Origin of the sequence: Streptomyces sp. NPDC019531, assembly GCF_044903305.1 — a bacterium.
Classification (GTDB): Bacteria; Actinomycetota; Actinomycetes; order Streptomycetales; family Streptomycetaceae; genus Streptomyces.
In genome coordinates this window covers 14,068-28,890 of the sequence record NZ_JBJDQL010000056.1, presented here as the reverse complement: position 1 = coordinate 28,890, position 14,823 = coordinate 14,068, and the positions used below count along the sequence as shown (strand labels likewise).

Annotated in this window: 16 protein-coding genes and 1 pseudogene; 6 read left to right on the top strand and 11 right to left on the bottom strand. The window is 69.3% G+C overall.

Annotated elements, in window-relative coordinates:
- Positions 1 to 137 precede the first annotated feature (137 nt).
- Complete coding sequence (locus tag ACI2L1_RS39650; RefSeq protein ID WP_404744334.1) at positions 138 to 785, top strand: LysE family translocator; 648 nt, start codon at positions 138 to 140, stop codon at positions 783 to 785.
- Between the two features lie 10 nt (positions 786 to 795).
- Here the strand turns inward: ACI2L1_RS39650 and ACI2L1_RS39645 are convergent, their stop codons facing one another.
- Positions 796 to 1,911 carry a winged helix DNA-binding domain-containing protein gene (locus ACI2L1_RS39645; RefSeq protein WP_404744308.1) on the bottom strand — a complete coding sequence of 372 codons (1,116 nt, stop codon included), beginning with the start codon at positions 1,909 to 1,911 and terminating at the stop codon, positions 796 to 798.
- A 156-nt stretch (positions 1,912 to 2,067) separates the two neighbouring features.
- Between ACI2L1_RS39645 and ACI2L1_RS39640 the strand changes: the two genes are divergently transcribed.
- Positions 2,068 to 3,240: a magnesium and cobalt transport protein CorA gene (locus ACI2L1_RS39640; protein WP_404744307.1), complete on the top strand. Its 1,173-nt coding sequence runs from the start codon at positions 2,068 to 2,070 to the stop codon at positions 3,238 to 3,240.
- A gap of 118 nt (positions 3,241 to 3,358) precedes the next feature.
- Here ACI2L1_RS39640 and ACI2L1_RS39635 read toward each other — a convergent pair whose 3' ends face one another.
- From ACI2L1_RS39635 to ACI2L1_RS39625, 3 genes are all read right to left on the bottom strand, one after another.
- A complete protein-coding gene (locus ACI2L1_RS39635; protein ID WP_404744306.1) occupies positions 3,359 to 3,505 on the bottom strand; it encodes a hypothetical protein in 147 nt (48 codons plus the stop codon).
- Between the two features lie 76 nt (positions 3,506 to 3,581).
- Positions 3,582 to 3,767: a hypothetical protein gene (locus ACI2L1_RS39630; RefSeq protein ID WP_404744305.1), complete on the bottom strand. Its 186-nt coding sequence runs from the start codon at positions 3,765 to 3,767 to the stop codon at positions 3,582 to 3,584.
- A gap of 663 nt (positions 3,768 to 4,430) precedes the next feature.
- Positions 4,431 to 4,634 carry a cold-shock protein gene (locus ACI2L1_RS39625; RefSeq protein WP_014670069.1) on the bottom strand — a complete coding sequence of 68 codons (204 nt, stop codon included), beginning with the start codon at positions 4,632 to 4,634 and terminating at the stop codon, positions 4,431 to 4,433.
- 219 nt (positions 4,635 to 4,853) lie between these two features.
- Between ACI2L1_RS39625 and ACI2L1_RS39620 the strand changes: the two genes are divergently transcribed.
- Genes ACI2L1_RS39620 through ACI2L1_RS39610 form a run of 3 tightly spaced genes read left to right on the top strand, consistent with a single transcriptional unit; the run spans position 4,854 to position 6,787 of the window.
- Entirely contained in the window at positions 4,854 to 4,985 is a 132-nt protein-coding gene (locus ACI2L1_RS39620) for a hypothetical protein (protein ID WP_404744304.1), read from the top strand.
- A 57-nt stretch (positions 4,986 to 5,042) separates the two neighbouring features.
- Positions 5,043 to 5,600, top strand: coding sequence for a Chromate resistance protein ChrB (locus ACI2L1_RS39615; RefSeq protein WP_404744333.1), 558 nt, complete (start codon positions 5,043 to 5,045; stop codon positions 5,598 to 5,600).
- A gap of 26 nt (positions 5,601 to 5,626) precedes the next feature.
- Positions 5,627 to 6,787 carry an MFS transporter gene (locus tag ACI2L1_RS39610; RefSeq protein ID WP_404744332.1) on the top strand — a complete coding sequence of 387 codons (1,161 nt, stop codon included), beginning with the start codon at positions 5,627 to 5,629 and terminating at the stop codon, positions 6,785 to 6,787.
- Here ACI2L1_RS39610 and ACI2L1_RS39605 read toward each other — a convergent pair.
- The 3 genes and pseudogenes from ACI2L1_RS39605 to ACI2L1_RS39595 form a co-directional block, all read right to left on the bottom strand.
- Positions 6,678 to 6,956: a MerR family DNA-binding transcriptional regulator gene (locus ACI2L1_RS39605; protein ID WP_404744331.1), complete on the bottom strand. Its 279-nt coding sequence runs from the start codon at positions 6,954 to 6,956 to the stop codon at positions 6,678 to 6,680. The two genes, ACI2L1_RS39610 and ACI2L1_RS39605, sit on opposite strands and share 110 nt — an antisense overlap.
- Positions 6,957 to 7,003: 47 nt before the next feature.
- Positions 7,004 to 7,217, bottom strand: a pseudogene (locus ACI2L1_RS39600) (mercuric reductase); the annotation flags it as partial.
- Positions 7,218 to 7,364: 147 nt separating this feature from the next.
- A complete protein-coding gene (locus tag ACI2L1_RS39595) occupies positions 7,365 to 7,904 on the bottom strand; it encodes a MarR family winged helix-turn-helix transcriptional regulator (protein ID WP_404744303.1) in 540 nt (179 codons plus the stop codon).
- Positions 7,905 to 8,244: 340 nt separating this feature from the next.
- On the opposite strand from ACI2L1_RS39595, the gene ACI2L1_RS39590 reads away from it, so the two are divergent.
- Positions 8,245 to 8,751 (top strand): nitroreductase family deazaflavin-dependent oxidoreductase, encoded by a 507-nt coding sequence (locus ACI2L1_RS39590; protein WP_404744302.1) that lies wholly within the window; start codon positions 8,245 to 8,247, stop codon positions 8,749 to 8,751.
- 288 nt (positions 8,752 to 9,039) lie between these two features.
- Here the strand turns inward: ACI2L1_RS39590 and ACI2L1_RS39585 are convergent, their stop codons facing one another.
- From ACI2L1_RS39585 to ACI2L1_RS39570, 4 genes are all read right to left on the bottom strand, one after another.
- Positions 9,040 to 9,939: a lysophospholipid acyltransferase family protein gene (locus tag ACI2L1_RS39585; RefSeq protein WP_404744301.1), complete on the bottom strand. Its 900-nt coding sequence runs from the start codon at positions 9,937 to 9,939 to the stop codon at positions 9,040 to 9,042.
- 181 nt (positions 9,940 to 10,120) lie between these two features.
- A complete protein-coding gene (locus ACI2L1_RS39580) occupies positions 10,121 to 10,801 on the bottom strand; it encodes a DUF1295 domain-containing protein (protein WP_404744300.1) in 681 nt (226 codons plus the stop codon).
- A gap of 64 nt (positions 10,802 to 10,865) precedes the next feature.
- On the bottom strand, positions 10,866 to 12,035 hold the full coding sequence (locus ACI2L1_RS39575; protein WP_404744299.1) for a Rieske 2Fe-2S domain-containing protein: 1,170 nt from the start codon (positions 12,033 to 12,035) through the stop codon (positions 10,866 to 10,868).
- A gap of 67 nt (positions 12,036 to 12,102) precedes the next feature.
- Positions 12,103 to 14,820 carry a PEP/pyruvate-binding domain-containing protein gene (locus ACI2L1_RS39570; protein WP_404744298.1) on the bottom strand — a complete coding sequence of 906 codons (2,718 nt, stop codon included), beginning with the start codon at positions 14,818 to 14,820 and terminating at the stop codon, positions 12,103 to 12,105.
- Positions 14,821 to 14,823: the final 3 nt, after the last annotated feature.

Here is a 14,823-nt window from a genome sequence, read left to right as displayed (position 1 = left end):
CGCCCGTTAAAACTGTGGGGCCCCCGGGGTACCCCCGCCCCACCCCTGGGGGGGTCCCCGGGGGGGGGGGGGGGCCCCCCCCGCGGGCCCCCCAACGCCCCCTGTCCATGTGCGCGATCCGTGTTTGAATGACCGCCATGGTGTCCACGGACCGTGTTCTCGCGTTCGCCGCGATGTCCCTGCTGGTGATCGTCATCCCGGGGCCCAGCGTGCTGTTCGTCATCGGCCGCGCTCTCGCGCACGGCCGCCGGACCGCGGTGGCGACGGCGATCGGCAATGTCTTCGGCTCGTATCTGCTGGTCGTCGCGGTCGCGGTCGGGATCGGTTCGCTGGTGGAACGGTCGGTGACCGTCTATCTGACGGTGAAACTGGCGGGCGCCGCGTACCTGGTCTTCCTCGGCGTCCAGGCCTTCCGCCATCGGGGCGAGCTGAAGGCGTCGGCGATCACCTCCCGGTCCGCGGGGCCGGCGCGGGGCGACCTGCGGACCGTACTCGACGGCGCCCTCGTCGGCGTCACCAACCCCAAGGGCGTCGTCTTCTTCGCCGCCGTCCTCCCCCAGTTCGTGGACCACTCGGCAGGCGGCGTCCCGGCCCAGATGCTGCTGCTCGGCCTGATCCCCATCGCGATCGGCCTGGTCACGGACACCCTCTGGGGCCTGACCGCCTCGGCCGCCCGCACCTGGTTCGCCGGCTCCGACCGCCGCCTGTCGATGATCGGCGGCGCGGGCGGCTGCACGATGATCGGCCTGGGGCTGACGGTGGCGGTGACGGGCCGGGCGGACTGAGGCGCCCGTTCTAGGACGGCTGGGTGCGTACGACCGTCCCGAACCGGAGGTCGTACGGCGTCCCCGGGTGCAGCGTGGCGAGCATCCGCTGCCCCTCTTCCGCGATGTCCTCCCGCTGGGCCTTGGTGAGCCGGCCGAAGGGCTCGACGACGAGTGCGTCCTCCGTGAGCCTCCATACGCCGGCGAGGAAACCGTCGACGAGAAGCGTGCAGCGGGCCTGGTTGCCCTGCCAGCTGCGGCCCCAGTACTCCCGCGGCACCACGCGGGTGCGGTCGGCGTGGGAGAGCAGCAGGTTGTCGAACTCCGGCAGGAAGCGCGGCGGGGCCGGGGTGTCCTCGGCGGGCCGGGGCGCGTCAGGGAGGTCGAAGAGCTCGACGCCGTTCTCGTCCCGGAAGGTCAGCAGCCGGGTCCGCAGCCGCTCGAAGGCCTCCCGGAGCCTGGTGAGACCGGCCCAGGTCTGCATGTCCTTGACGGAGGCGGGCCCGAAGGCGGCGAGGTAGCGGAGTGCGGTGGCGTCGGGGGTGGGGGCTGATCCGGCCGGGCGGCCAAGCCAGTGCTCCGCCGTGGTGAGCGCGACCTGGCCGCTCCTGCCCCACAGCCCGCGCGGGGTGACCTGGACGAGCGGGAGTCTGCAACGGGCGGCGATGGCGAGGGCCTGCGGGTCGGCGTCCGGCCATTCGCCGAGGAGCGCCTCGCGCAGCTGTTTCATGGTGCGCGGCTCGGCCTCGACGAGTTCCCGGGCGAGGACGGCGAGGCGGTCGAGGTCGACGCCCTGAAGTCCCTTGCGGAAGTTGATGAGTTCGCGGTCGCGGGCGGGCTGCACGAGAGGTCGTAGCGTGAGGCAGTCCTCGGCGGTGTGGGTGTGGATGGTCGAGCGCATGGTGACGATCCGGACGACCTCGCGCTCGGCCATCAGCGTGGACAGCTCTTCGGGGGCGAAGCCGTCGAGCCGGGCGGCGAGCGCGTAGTACGGCGGCTTGACGTTCTGGGCCTGGAGGCCGAGCAGATGCCCGACGGCGTCCTTCGCGGACATCCCGGCCCTCCGCAGGAGCAGCTGGCGGTCGAGGGTCGCGCGGTTGAGGGCGCGGATGCCGAGCACGGGGGCCGAGGAGGTCGTCTTCGTCATGCGGGACACGCTAGAGGCGCCTGCGGACAAGCCCTGTCCGCAACTCCCCTCACCTTTCCTGCTCGCCACCCCCCGCGATGTAATTTGCCCCGTATACCCTGCTCTGTGACCACGCCGACGTCGGCTCGACCCGAGACAAGACGAGAGGCAGCCACGATGTCCGAGCGACGCGCCCGCCCCGCCGCGGAGAACTCCGCCGCCAAGGGCTCCAGGAAGCCGGCCTGGCGCCGCGCCCTGACCCCGCCCTCCGCGCCGCCGGAGGCTCCGGAGCCCGCCGCCGAGCCACCCGCCCCCGAGGCGGCCGAGCCGCCGAGCATCGTCCAGGCGGCCCTCTACCGCGATGGCGTACGCGTCTCCTCCCCCGCCACGCTCGCGGACACCTTCCGCGAGCTGCGCGAACAGCCGTCCGGCATGGCATGGATCGGCCTGGCCCGTCCCACCGAGGGCGAACTCCTCTCCCTGGCCGCGGAGTTCGACCTGCACCCGCTGGCCGTCGAGGACGCGATGGAGGCCCACCAGCGCCCGAAGCTGGAGCGCTACGGCGACACGCTCTTCGTCGTCCTGCGGGCCGCCCGCTACCTGGACGCCCCGGAGGAGGTCGACTTCGGCGAGCTGCATGTGTTCGTCGGCCCGGACTTCCTGATCACGGTCCGGCACGGGGCGGCCCCCGACCTCTCCGCGGTCCGCCATCGCATGGAGAAGACACCGGAGCTGCTGAAGCTGGGCCCCGAGGCCGTCCTCTACGCCATCCTGGACGCGGTGGTCGACGGCTACGCGCCGGTCGTCTCGGGCGTCCAGAACGACATCGACGAGATCGAGACGGAGGTCTTCCGCGGCGACCCGGAGGTCTCCCGCCGCATCTACGAACTCTCCCGCGAAATGGTCGAGTTCCAGCGCGCCACGCGTCCTCTGGTCGGCATGCTGCACGCCCTGATGGCCGGCTTCGCGAAGTACGGCACGGACGAGGAGCTGCAACGCTACCTACGGGACGTGGCCGACCACGTCACCCACACCAGCGAACGAGTGGACGGCTTCCGCCAGGCCCTCACCGACATCCTCACCGTCAACGCGACCCTCGTCACCCAGCAACAGAACGCGGAGATGCGGGCGTTGGCGGAGGCGGGCTTCGAACAGAACGAGGAGGTCAAGAAGATTTCTTCTTGGGCGGCCATTCTGTTCGCTCCCACGCTGGTCGGGACGGTCTACGGCATGAACTTCGAGGTCATGCCTGAGTTGCACTGGGTATTCGGATACCCCCTTTCGATCGCCCTGATGGCTGCTGTTTGCACCAGTTTGTACATCATCTTCAAGCGACGTGATTGGCTCTGAGCAACCGGCGCGCCAGCAGACTGTCTTTCCAGAATTCCATTCAACCGAAGACGGCGCTCTCCGTGCACTGCGTAGCGCTGCACCTCGCCGCTAGCGTCGGTCGGGCTGCGGCGCGGTGTCAGCGGTCTTCACCTGTCCCGTCCTCGGGATCCGTGCCGACGGGGGTGAGCCGCACGCAGCATTCTCCGGGCTGTGGGGCCAGGACGGCCTGGACTCCGCTGATCCGCAGACCGTCGAGGTAGCCGGTGAGGAAGGCGTGGTTCATGCCGCACACCAGGTCGGGGGCCTTGGCCGCAAGAGGGTGGAAGGGGCAGTTGCGCAGCCGGATGTGCGTGGGGGTTTCACGGACTCTCGTCGGGGCCCTCGGTCAGTACGGCGTCCAGCAGGAGGTCCGCAAGGAATTCGTGACGCCGGTCGGGGATGCTGACGGTGAGCTGGGTGTCCGTGGGCTCGTAGACCTTGGGCTGCCGGCCGACCTTGCGGATCCCGCCGGGCGTTTCGCGGCACAACGGTGTTGGGCAGATCACCCGAAGCCGTACGGTCGGTCCTTGGCTGAGTCGTCCGGCCGACGAGCTGGTCTCGTCGACGAAACCGCACGCCGCATGTCGCTCACGGCCGAGAACACCTTGCTTCGGCGGAGGACGATGTCTGTGAGTCCTGGCAACGCTTGAGGCTTGCGGCGAGCGCACCGAAGTGCTCAGCGCTACTTCACCGCGGGAGACCTTGTGGCGCCAGCCGACCCACCCGGCCCTGGCGCCACCTGGAGGCGGCAGAATCCCCCGGATGCAACCCGCGCTGCAGGTCGTCGCCATCGTCGGCGCCGACTTCAGCACCGCGGCACTGTCCGCAGTGGGCGGGTTCGGCGGCGGAGTGCTGTGCAGCACGTACAAGTACTACCGCGCCGTCCACCCGGACATGACGGCCTCCATCACCGACGTGGTCGCCGACAGCGGCGGCTCCACCGGGGCAGCACACGCGGATCCACGAGGGGCTCCACCGGCGGCAGCAGCAGCTCGGAGATACGAGCGGCGGCAGCGCAGTGACGGCGGCACCGAGCAGTGCGTCAGCATCCAGCAGGTCCTGCTGCCGATCCCAGGGCGGCGACGCGGTCGGGTGCCGAGGTCTGCCGTCGCATACGCAAGGCCCGGCGCTCCCGCAGTCGGGACGCCGGGCCGCGTTCAAACAGCGAATCAGGCGGGGCGGATGTTCTCCGCCTGCGGGCCCTTCTGGCCCTGCGTGACGTCGAACTCGACCTTCTGGCCCTCCTGCAGCTCGCGGTAGCCCTGGCTGGCGATGTTGGAGTAGTGGGCGAAGACGTCGGGGCCGCCGCCCTCCTGCTCAATGAAGCCGAAGCCCTTCTCGCTGTTGAACCACTTCACAGTACCCTTGGCCATGGCCGTCTCCTTGGAGAGAAACCGGGCACGCACCCTGCGCGACCGGGAGGTGATCGCCCTGGTCCGGAGATGCGCTGAACAGCAAGAACGCCCGTGATGCGATCACGGGCGAACGAGACTTCGGAACCACGACTGCTGGTTTACGACGCTACACCGGCAGGACCACAGCCGCTACCGATCACACGGCAGCATCAGCGCCGTGTCTGTTCCGCGTGCTCCGTGCATCGGTCACCCGAGCCTGCGCTCCAGCCCGGCGGCGACCCTCCCACCGCCGTCACGTTCGTGGTCTACCGGATCGTCGTCGGGGTGGCCCTGCTGGGACTCCTGGCCACCGGCGTGCTCACCACCTGACGAACCATCTGGTACAGAAGTTGATGTAACGCCTGCTACATTTACACCGTGCCGAACATGGAACCGGGGAGCCGCTGGCTCGTTCTTGTGATCAAACTGCCCGCTGATCCGTCCCGGCACCGGGTCGCGGTCTGGCGGGAACTACGCAAGACCGGCGCGCTCTCCCTCGGACAGGGGATCTGGGCCGTTCCGGATGTGCCGGCCTTCGCCGACGGCATCGCCCGCGCGATCACGCTCACCGAGCAGGCCGGCGGACAGGCCGTGACCTTGAACGCCTCCGGGCGCAGCACCGAGGACGCGGCCCGCTTCCAGGCGCTGTTCACCGCTGCCCGGTCGGAGGACTGGCAGGAATTCCTGGCCGACTGCGGCAAGTTCGAGCAGGAACTGGCCAAGGAGATCCGCATCGCCAAGTTCACCCTGGCCGAGCTGGAGGAAGAGGAGCAGTCGCTGGAGCGGCTGCGACGCTGGCACCGCGACCTCACCGCACGCGACGTGTTCGGCGCTCCGGAGGCGGCCGAGGCCGGCCGGCGGCTCAAGCAGTGCGCGGCAGCCTGCGAGGACTACGCCGAGCGGGTCTTCGCCGCCCTGCACCGGACTCCGCAGGGGGAGCAGTGACCGCGCGGACGGCTCCGGCCCGGCAGATGTGGCCGCTGTACGCGGCGGGGTTCACCACCGCCTTCGGCGCGCACGGCATCGCCGCCAGCCTCGGTGGCGACACCGACGGCGCGGTCACCTCACTGCTGGTGCTGGGCGGACTGCTCGCCCTCTACGACGGCGCCGAGGTGCTGCTCAAGCCGGTCTTCGGCACTCTTGCCGACCGCATCGGCGCCCGCCCGGTGCTGCTCGGCGGGCTCGTCGCCTTCGCCGCCGCCTCCGCCGTGTACGCCGTCGCGGACAGCCCTGGCTGGCTGTGGGCCGCCCGGCTCGGGCAGGGGGCCGCGGCCTCCGCGTTCTCCCCCTCGGCCTCCGCCCTGGTCGCCCGCCTCAACCCGGCCGCCAAACACGGCCGGGCGTTCGGCAGTTACGGCTTCTACAAGTCCCTCGGCTACACCCTCGGCCCGCTGCTCGGCGGCCTCCTGGTGTGGGCCGGAGGACTGCGGCTCCTGTTCACCGTCCTCGCCGTGCTCGGTGCGGCGGTCGCCGCCTGGGCCGCGCTCACCGTCCCCGCCGTACCCCCGCTGCCCAAGACCCGGCAGACAGTCGTCGACCTGGCCCGACGACTGGCCGACCCGGCCTTCCTCGCCCCGACCGCCGCGCTCGCGGCGGCGACCGCGGCGCTCTCCGTCGGTGTCGGTTTCCTGCCTGTCTCCGGGCGCGCCGCCGGGCTCGGCACGGTCGCCACCGGCGCCGCGGTGTCGGTGCTCGCCGCCTGCGCGGCCGTCGTCCAACCGCGTGCCGGGCGCGCACTGGATGACGGCCGCCTCACCACCCGTTCCGGCCTGGCCGCCGGCCTGCTGGCCACCGCCGCGGGACTGGCGTGCGCCATGCTGCCCGGCCTGACCGGCATCCTCCTCGCCGCCGCCCTCGTCGGCATCGGCACCGGACTGATCACCCCGCTCGGCTTCGCCGCCCTGGCCTCCTCGACTCCGCCGGAACGCCTGGGCCAGACCATGGGCGCCGCGGAACTCGGCCGCGAACTCGGCGACGCGGGCGGCCCCCTCCTGGTCGCCGCCGTCGCCACACTCACCACCCTCACCTACGGATTCGGGGCACTCGCGGCACTGATCGGGACGGGCGCGGTGATCGCGTTCGTGCACCGTCGCGCGGCATCGGACGTACCCGAGCCCGAGACGGAAAAGTGAACAGACACTCACGCCGCGTCAGTTCTCGGCCGCACCACAGGGCGTCCGTGTCGAACAGCCGATAGTTGGCCGGGCTGCGGCCCAGGGTGTGGATCAGCCCGAGGTCGGTGTACTTGCGCAGCGTCCTGACCGGGACGCCGGTGCGCTGGGAGAGCTCACCGATGGTCATCGGCCGCATCTTCCCGTTCATGATCAGTCTCCGGTGTCCCCTGTCTCTCAGCCGGCGCAGCAGGACAGCTCGGCGACGTCCGAGGTGAAGGTGCGGGCGGCGAGCTTGAGTCCTCGACGCTCATCCGGGCGGTGTGGCGTAGGTGGCGGCGGTGATGTCGTCGGCGCCGTCGGCGGGCGCGTGCGCCCCGAGCAGGCGGCCGGTCCGTGCGTCGGTGACGAGTTTGACCAGGCCGCGGGTGTCGCGGTTGGCCAGCGCCCGGGTTAGCCCGTTCGGCCGCTCGGGAAGATCCCGGAGCATCGCCACCGTGACGTGGTGAGTGCGTCGCTGACCTCGTCCCGGGTCTTCGCAGCCCTGCCGGGCCGTGGGCCCGCGCTTACTCGACCGCGAAGGCCGGACCGGCGCGGGTCACATGTCGTGCGCCATCGCCTCGTCCACCACCCAGCCGAGCGGGTACGGTTCCGGTTTTTCGGCGGCGGGTGCCGCCGGGGGCTCGGCACCCGCCTTGTTGAAGGCGTTGAGGGCCTCGATGAGCGCCAGCCGCTGGGTGGGGCCGAGCCGCGCGACGATCGCGGCGATCTCGGAGCGGCGCCGGGCGGTGACGTCCTCGACGGTGCGCCGGCCCTCCTCTGTGAGCTGCAGGAGGGTCTCGCGGCGGTTGTCGGGGTTGGTCTGCCGGTCGGCGAGCCCGGCAGCGATCAGCCGGTCGACCATCCGCATCGCCGTCGACGGCGCCACCTGGAGCAGGTCGGCGAGCGCGACCAGCTTGGTGGCACCCCGGGTGGCCAACACGACCAACATCCGGAACTGCGGCAGCGTCACCCGCTCCTCGACCTCGCCGAGCGAACGGGCGGAGACCGCCACCAGCAGGCGGGACGCGGTCAGCACCGCCCGGGTGACCGCGTCGACGTCGTCCATGGTCCCCGCAGGGTTCTCACGCTCCGGCATACGTCCTTTCTACCGTGCCGAAGTCGCTGCTCACTCACCCGATGGGAACGGATTTTCCCTCCCCATGACCGTGATAGCGGAACGCTCGGCGCCGGGCTCCTTGAGCCTGCTGCCGTGTGGGGCTGGTAGGCCGCGACCCAGGAGTTCACTTGCCGCAGCTCCGATCGCCCTCGGTCGGCTCCCACGCCAGTCCGGCGTGGGCTTCTGGTTCGGCGCAGCACTTTCGCCACCCGGCAGAAGACCTTTAGACTATGCAAAGCTTTGTGCGGACTAAATATCTTCATTGTCACGCTGCCAGTTGGAACAGGGGCCGCACCTCCAATAGGCCAGGAAGGCGACAGTGACCCAACACCAGAGCGCATCCCGACGACCTGGACCTCCCACCGGATGGCGGCGGCTGGCATTCCGTCTTCCCATCCGTCTGTACCACGCCGGGCTGGGACCACTGCTCGGCAAACGCTTCCTCCTGCTGCATCACACTGGTCGCAAGTCTGGCCGCAAGCGCCAAGTGGTACTCGAAGTGGTGTCCTACGACCAGCACGCAGACACCTGGACCATTGCCTCCGGCTTCGGCCCGAAGTCCGACTGGTATCAGAATCTGCGCCATCGGCCACAGGCCGCCATCCAGTTCGGCAGGCGACGCTTCACCGTCACCGCTCACTTTCTCTCACCAGAGGAAGGCGCCGACGTTATGGCCGAATACGCCCGTCGGCACCCACGAGCCGCCCGCCGTCTGTCGTCGCTCATGGGCTTTCCCGTGGACGGCAGCCAGACGGCCTTCCGGAGGATCGGAGAGGCCACCCCGTTCGTGCGGCTCGAAGGCACGCCACGACCTCCCTCGCCCTGACCAGCCACGCCCACCCGCACTCGGCCCTTGGACGCAGATCAAGAGCTTGTAAGGCGTTCCGCTGGGGCCCCGAGGTGCCGAGCACCGACGAGGGTGGGCTCAACACGTCACATGGGGGGCGTTCAAGGGAGGAACTGTGCTTGCCTGCGGGCCCGTTACTCTCCCCCAGCCCAGACGGCAACTACCCTGAGCTGCTGGGGCGCCGCCTCACGGCCTGGCTCGTATGACGGCGACCACGGCAGAGCCGCACCACATGCCGGTTGGCACCCGGACTGCAGTCGCGGAGCCTCAATCTCCCTCGCCGTAGTGGCAGTTCCCGACCGCACCGGAGTTGCCCTGGCGGAAGAGCGAAGTACGTTTGCGCACCATCTCATTCAGCGTCTCCTGGATGGTGTCCCGGACCTCGTCCGAGAGCTTGTGGACGAACATCGGGTCCTCCAGCGCCTCCTGGGAGTAGTGGTCGGTCCGGACCGGATCGCCGAACTGGATCGTCCACTTGGTCGGCAGGGGGACGGCACCCAGCGGACCGAGCAGGGGAAACGTAGGGGTGATCGGGAAGTAGGGCAGACCGAGGCGCCGGGCCACGGGACGGGCGTCCGCGACCATCGGGTAGATCTCCTCGGCGCCCACGATGGAGCAGGGCACGAGGGGGCTCCCGGTGCGCAGCGCGACGGCCGCGAAGCCGCCGCGGCCGAAGCGGCGCAGCCGATACCTCTCGGCGTACGGCTTGCCGAGTCCCTTGTAGCCCTCGGGCATGACGCCGACCAGTTCGCCTCGTTCCAGCAGGCGCAGTGCGCTGTCCATGCACGCGACCGTGTGGCCGGCCTTGCGGGCAAGTGTCCGCAGCACCGGCAGTTCGAAGACCAGGTCGGCAGCGAGCAGTCGTAGTGCCCGGTGCTCGGGGTGGTGGTCGCGCAGGGCGACCTGCAACATGAGCGCGTCCAGCGGCAGGGTTCCGGAGTGGTTGGCCACGATCAGGGCACCGCCCTCGGCCGGTACGTTGTCAAGGCCCACCACATCGACGCGGAAGTACTTCTCGTACAGCCGCCTAAACGGCGCCAGCAGGACGTCGTCGGTGAGTTCGGGGTCGTAGCCGAAGTCGTCCACGCTCTGCTCGTCGGTGAGCCAGCGGTCGAGGATGTCGCGCCCCCGGGCCAGGGTGAGCATGCCCTGGGCGACCGTGTCCATGAGCAGATCCCGGGGACTCACCCGGTTCTGCGGAGACTGCCGATCTCCTGGGCCTGACTCCTCCATACGCCTCTCCTCCCGTTGCCGATGTGCGTGTCCCAAAGCTGGTGACGTGTTCCGAGGTGTGCTCGAAGGCAGAGTCCGCGGTGCGGTCCGCCGTCTCCGGGGAACCGCACCGCTCTCAGTAGACGAACGGCACCAACTTGGCCGTCTTCTTGGAGTACTCCTCGAAGGCGTCGCCGTATCGCTCGGCCAGGTACTTGTCGAGCATGGGGATGTTCAGGAAGGCGAACATGCACGCCATGATCGCCGGGATGACGAAGGCCCACGGACTGCCCGTCACCAGCGCGAAACCGGTGAAGAGCACGACGTCACCGAAGTAGTTGACGTGCATGGAGTACTTGAACAGGCCCTCCGTATAGAGCTTGCCTTTGTGCTCGGGCACCTGCTTCCACAACTTGCGCTGATACTCCGAGCCGGTGTTCAGGTACGACCCTACGAGGTAGAGGACGACGCCGAGCCAGGCGAACACTCCCACCGAGGCGGCGTTGGTGCCACCCAGGTAGGCCATCGTGCCGTGGATGATGACGACCCAGACGCCCACGGTCGCGGCCTCGGACCATTCCATGCCGCGTTTGAGCATGACGAAGGTCGTGGCGATGAACCGGAGCAGGTAGATCGCCGAGAGAGCGAGCAGGAGTCCGCGGCGAAGCAGCTCGGCATGGTCGAAGTGCGCGCCGAACCAGCCGGCCACGGTGTCCGTGCCGCCGAAGAGGAACCATGCGGCTGCCGCCACGGCTGCCGTGTTGCACGTGGTCACCAGCGTCTTCGGGCCGATCGACGTGTCGTACCCGCCGTACATCTCTCACGCTCGCTTTCCGGTGGGGGTGGGGGGAATCTGCGGGGTCGCAGGGTGGACTGAGCCGTCAGGACCGGGCCCTGGCCAGGCTGCCCGACCGGCTTTTCGGTTCCGGGGTGCTCTTTCCACGCGTGCCGTTCGGCCGCTTCGCACCATTGCCGCCGGCCGCGGCCTGACTGTTGTCGGCCTCGCTCACCGGGATCTCCGCGTGGGCCGCGGCCTCCGCCTTGAGGCGGTCCCGCATCTGCAGGAACTTGGCGTTCATCTCGTCCACCGCGATGAGCTTGTTCAGGCCGCGTTCGCTGACCTTGGGTTCCTGGCGGAGCATGATGCCCACGTCCTGTGGGTCCTGGACAAGCCTTTCCATGAGCAGCGACGCCCGCAGCACCCAGGGCCGCAACTGCTTTATCGGCACCATGGTCCGCAGCATCGGGTACTCGTACAGCCGCATGATCGCCAGGGTGTTCTCGTCGTCGATGGGGGTGAGCCAGGTGGTGATCTCCAGGAGCCCGGTCTTGACGTGCGTCAGTCCCGGTGCCTGGTAGATGAGGTTGAAGTGGGAGCTGTTCTCGGGGTTGGCCTCCTCGCACTGGTCGAAGGTGGAGCGGATGGTGGTCCCCTCGACCTCGACCTCGTGGTTCACGATCTTGTTGGCGGCGAGGTAGCGCTCGCGGCCGTCCATCCAGAGATTGCGCGCGGTGCCGTACATGAAGGTGTAGTCGATGTTGTTCGTCCAGTGATCCCGGTGCACGAAGGTCACGTGGTAGAACTCGAGGAGGCTTTCGATGTAGCGCGTGTAGTGGATGGGCCGCGTCCACGAAATGGTCTCGTAGGGCCGGGGGTTGCTCACGAGCTCGGTCGGCAGCTCGATGGCCGGCAGTTCCTCCCGCTGGTCTCCCCACCACATCCAGACCAGGCCGTGCTCCTCACGGACCGGGTACGTCCGCAGTTTGAGCGAGGCGGGGATGCGCGCGTCGGAGCCCAGGGCGGGCACCACCTTGCAGGTGCCCTCGGCGTCGAAGCGGAAGCCGTGGTAGGGGCACTCGACGGTGTTGCCCTTGAGGCGGCCGTCGGCGATGTTGGCGCCCTTGTGGGGGCAACGTGCCGTCTGGCACACGAGATTGCCGTCGAGGTCACGCCACAGGACGAGTTCCTCGCCCATGCGGCGCACCCCGGTGGGCCTGTCGCTCTTGAGGTCACCGGTCTGCAGGATCGGGTACCACTGGTTGGGGATCATCCGGCTGTCTTCCTCTCGTCACCCGCACCCTGGTGAACCGGGCGCGGCGTACTGGCGGATGGGCGACTCAGCCTTCGACGACCTCGACGACACCGGTGTCGCCGTCGACCGTGACCATGTCGCCCGTGCTGATGCGCTGCGTGGCGTACTTGGTGTTGACCACCGACGGCACGTTGAACTCCCGAGCCACGATCGAGCTGTGGGAGAGCATCGATCCGATGTCGGTGACCACGCCGCCGGCGATGGCGAAGAGCGGGGTCCAGGAGGCGTCGGTGTAGCGGGTGACCAGGATCTCCCCCGGCTGGAACTCGTCGGCCTGCCAGACCAGGTCCTCCACGATGCGGGCCCGGCCGACGATCCGTCCCGGACTGGAGCCCAGCCCCTCCAGGCGAGTCCCGCCCTCGGCGGGCCGCACGGACCGGGTCGGGTCGTGCTCGCCGATGAACGTCAGAGGCGGCTCGGGCAGCCGGTTGTGGTACTCGTGAACGCGCCGACGCGCGTCCAGCCTCTCGCGGGAGAACGCCTCGCGCCCCGTGCTCGTGCCGCCCAGGTAGGCGCGGACATCCTCGAAGTCGAGGTACGCGACCTCGTCCAGGGAATGCAGTACGCCCTCCGCCACGAGCCTGCGGCCGACCTCGTACACCACGTTCCTGACCAGCCAGATCGACGTGATCATCGACATGCGCGTGGTCTCGCGCAACTCGCTGCACAGCGTGTACATCGCGATGACCGTCTCAAGGGTCTTGCGTTGGGGCAGCGGCAGCTTGTCCAGGGCGGACCGGGCGTCACCCTCCGCTCGGGCCCGGCTGCGCCCCATGATGTCGTCGACGGAGAACCCGTCGGCGGCGTAGCGGCGGATCATCTGGAAGATGTACGAGGCGTCGTCGATCCAGCGCGGATGGGTGAGCTCCATCTCCTGCCGGCCACGGGTGCCGTTGGCCCGCAGGAACGGTTCGACCTCGTTGTCCCAGAAAGCGCGACCCTCGTCGTCGTCGCGCAGCGTCTGCACGATCTGTTCCAGCGGCGCCCTGTCGATGATCTCCATGACCCTCGGCCGGGTCTTGGCGGCCTGGGCGACCTTCCAGATCTCCTGGGCGGATGCCACGGTCCGCAGGCTGGACATGTCTGTCTTGAGGCGGTTCTGCAGATTGTCGCCGGCGTCCCCCAGCCACTTGCCGCACAGCTCCGTCAGCACTCCGTAGAAGCCGAACGCGTTGATGTAGTAGGGCATGTAGCCCACGTGCGCGTCGTGGAAGAAGTCGAGGTAGCGGACGAGTTCGGCGTTGAGCTCGCGGCGGCTCATCCGGGTGAGGTCCAGCCGTCGCGCGCGGTCGAACTCGTACAGCCGGGTGGTGGCCATCTCCTCGGCGCGGTTCTTCATGGTCAGCATCTCGGTCGCCGTGGACTGCACCCAGTGGAGGGTGGACAGTAGGTCCTCGATGCCTCCGGGGAACCTGCCGAAGGGATTCTCGTAGGTGGAGAGGTCGGCCTCCTCGCTGACGAAGCGGCTGGTGAAGTGGCGCTGGTCGCGGGTGGGCAGGCACTGGCCCAGGAGGTAGGCGGTGTACGAGATGTTCAGGTAGACGTGGCCCTGGAGGTAGCCCATGTGCAGGGCCACGTCGCCGGTGTCGCGGACGCCGAGAGCGGCGGCGCAATCGCGGTGCACGTGATCCTGGTAGTAGCGGGCGAAGCTCAGGCCCAGGGGTGACATCAGGCCGACGAAGATCTCGCCGATGTCCATCCGGGACCACAGCGTGCCCTGCTGCACCGCTTCCGACTGCGGTGCGACGTAGGGGCCGTGCTTCTCCTCGGCCCCCTGTGCCCGGGGACGCGTGGTGATCGGCCTGGTCTGGAGCAGATACAGCGTGCCGTCCTGCATGGCCCACTCGATGTCCTGCTCGGTGCCGTAGTGGCTACGAACGTCGAGCGCGAGTCGTGCGAGTGCGGTGAGCTGTTCGCGGGTCAGACACGGGGCGTTGCGGTCGGCGGCGTCGACCTTGGTCATGCCGATGGTGCCGGGGGTTACGGAGGCGCACTTGGTCACCTTGTAGCGGACGCGCTCCTCGACCACCTCCAGGGTGCGGTCGTCGACGGCGAAGAAGTCGCTGGAGACGCGCCCGGACACCAGGCCCTCGCCGAGGCCACAACAGGCCTCCACGACAAGCCGGTTGGGCTGCCCGCCGACCGGGTCGACAGTGAACAGCACACCGCTGACGTCGGCGTGGACCATCTGCTGTACGACCACGGCGATCGAGCCCGCGGAGCCGCTGTCCCGGTAGGCGGCCGCCCGGTCCGACCAGAGCGAGGCCCAGCAGGTCCTGACCGCATCCAGCAGCGCCCGGTCGCCCGAGACGTCCAGGACGGTGTCGTGCTGTCCGGCGAACGACTGGGTGGCGGAGTCCTCCCGGCAGGCGGACGAGCGGACGGCGACCCGCGGGCGGCCCAGGTCCTCGTAGGCGGTGAGGACAGTCCGGGCAATGGGCTCGGGGATCTCCCGGGCGACGATGAGTTCGCGGATCGTCCGGCTTTCGGCGCCGCGGGCCTCGGCGGCACGGATCTCCGCCGTCAGGCCGGACTCGCGCAGGAAGAGGTCGAACAGACCGGTGCTCAGGCAGAAGCCGGGCGGGACCGGAAGGCCGGCTTCGATCATCTCGCCGAGCCGGGCTGCCTTGCCCCCGGCGGTCTCGACGGTGGCACCGGTGTGGCCGAGGGCGATCACGAGGTCCGCGTGCGGCGCCTGCGAGCCCGTCGCGGGAGCCGGGATGCTGTCGGTTCGGGTTTCCATGAT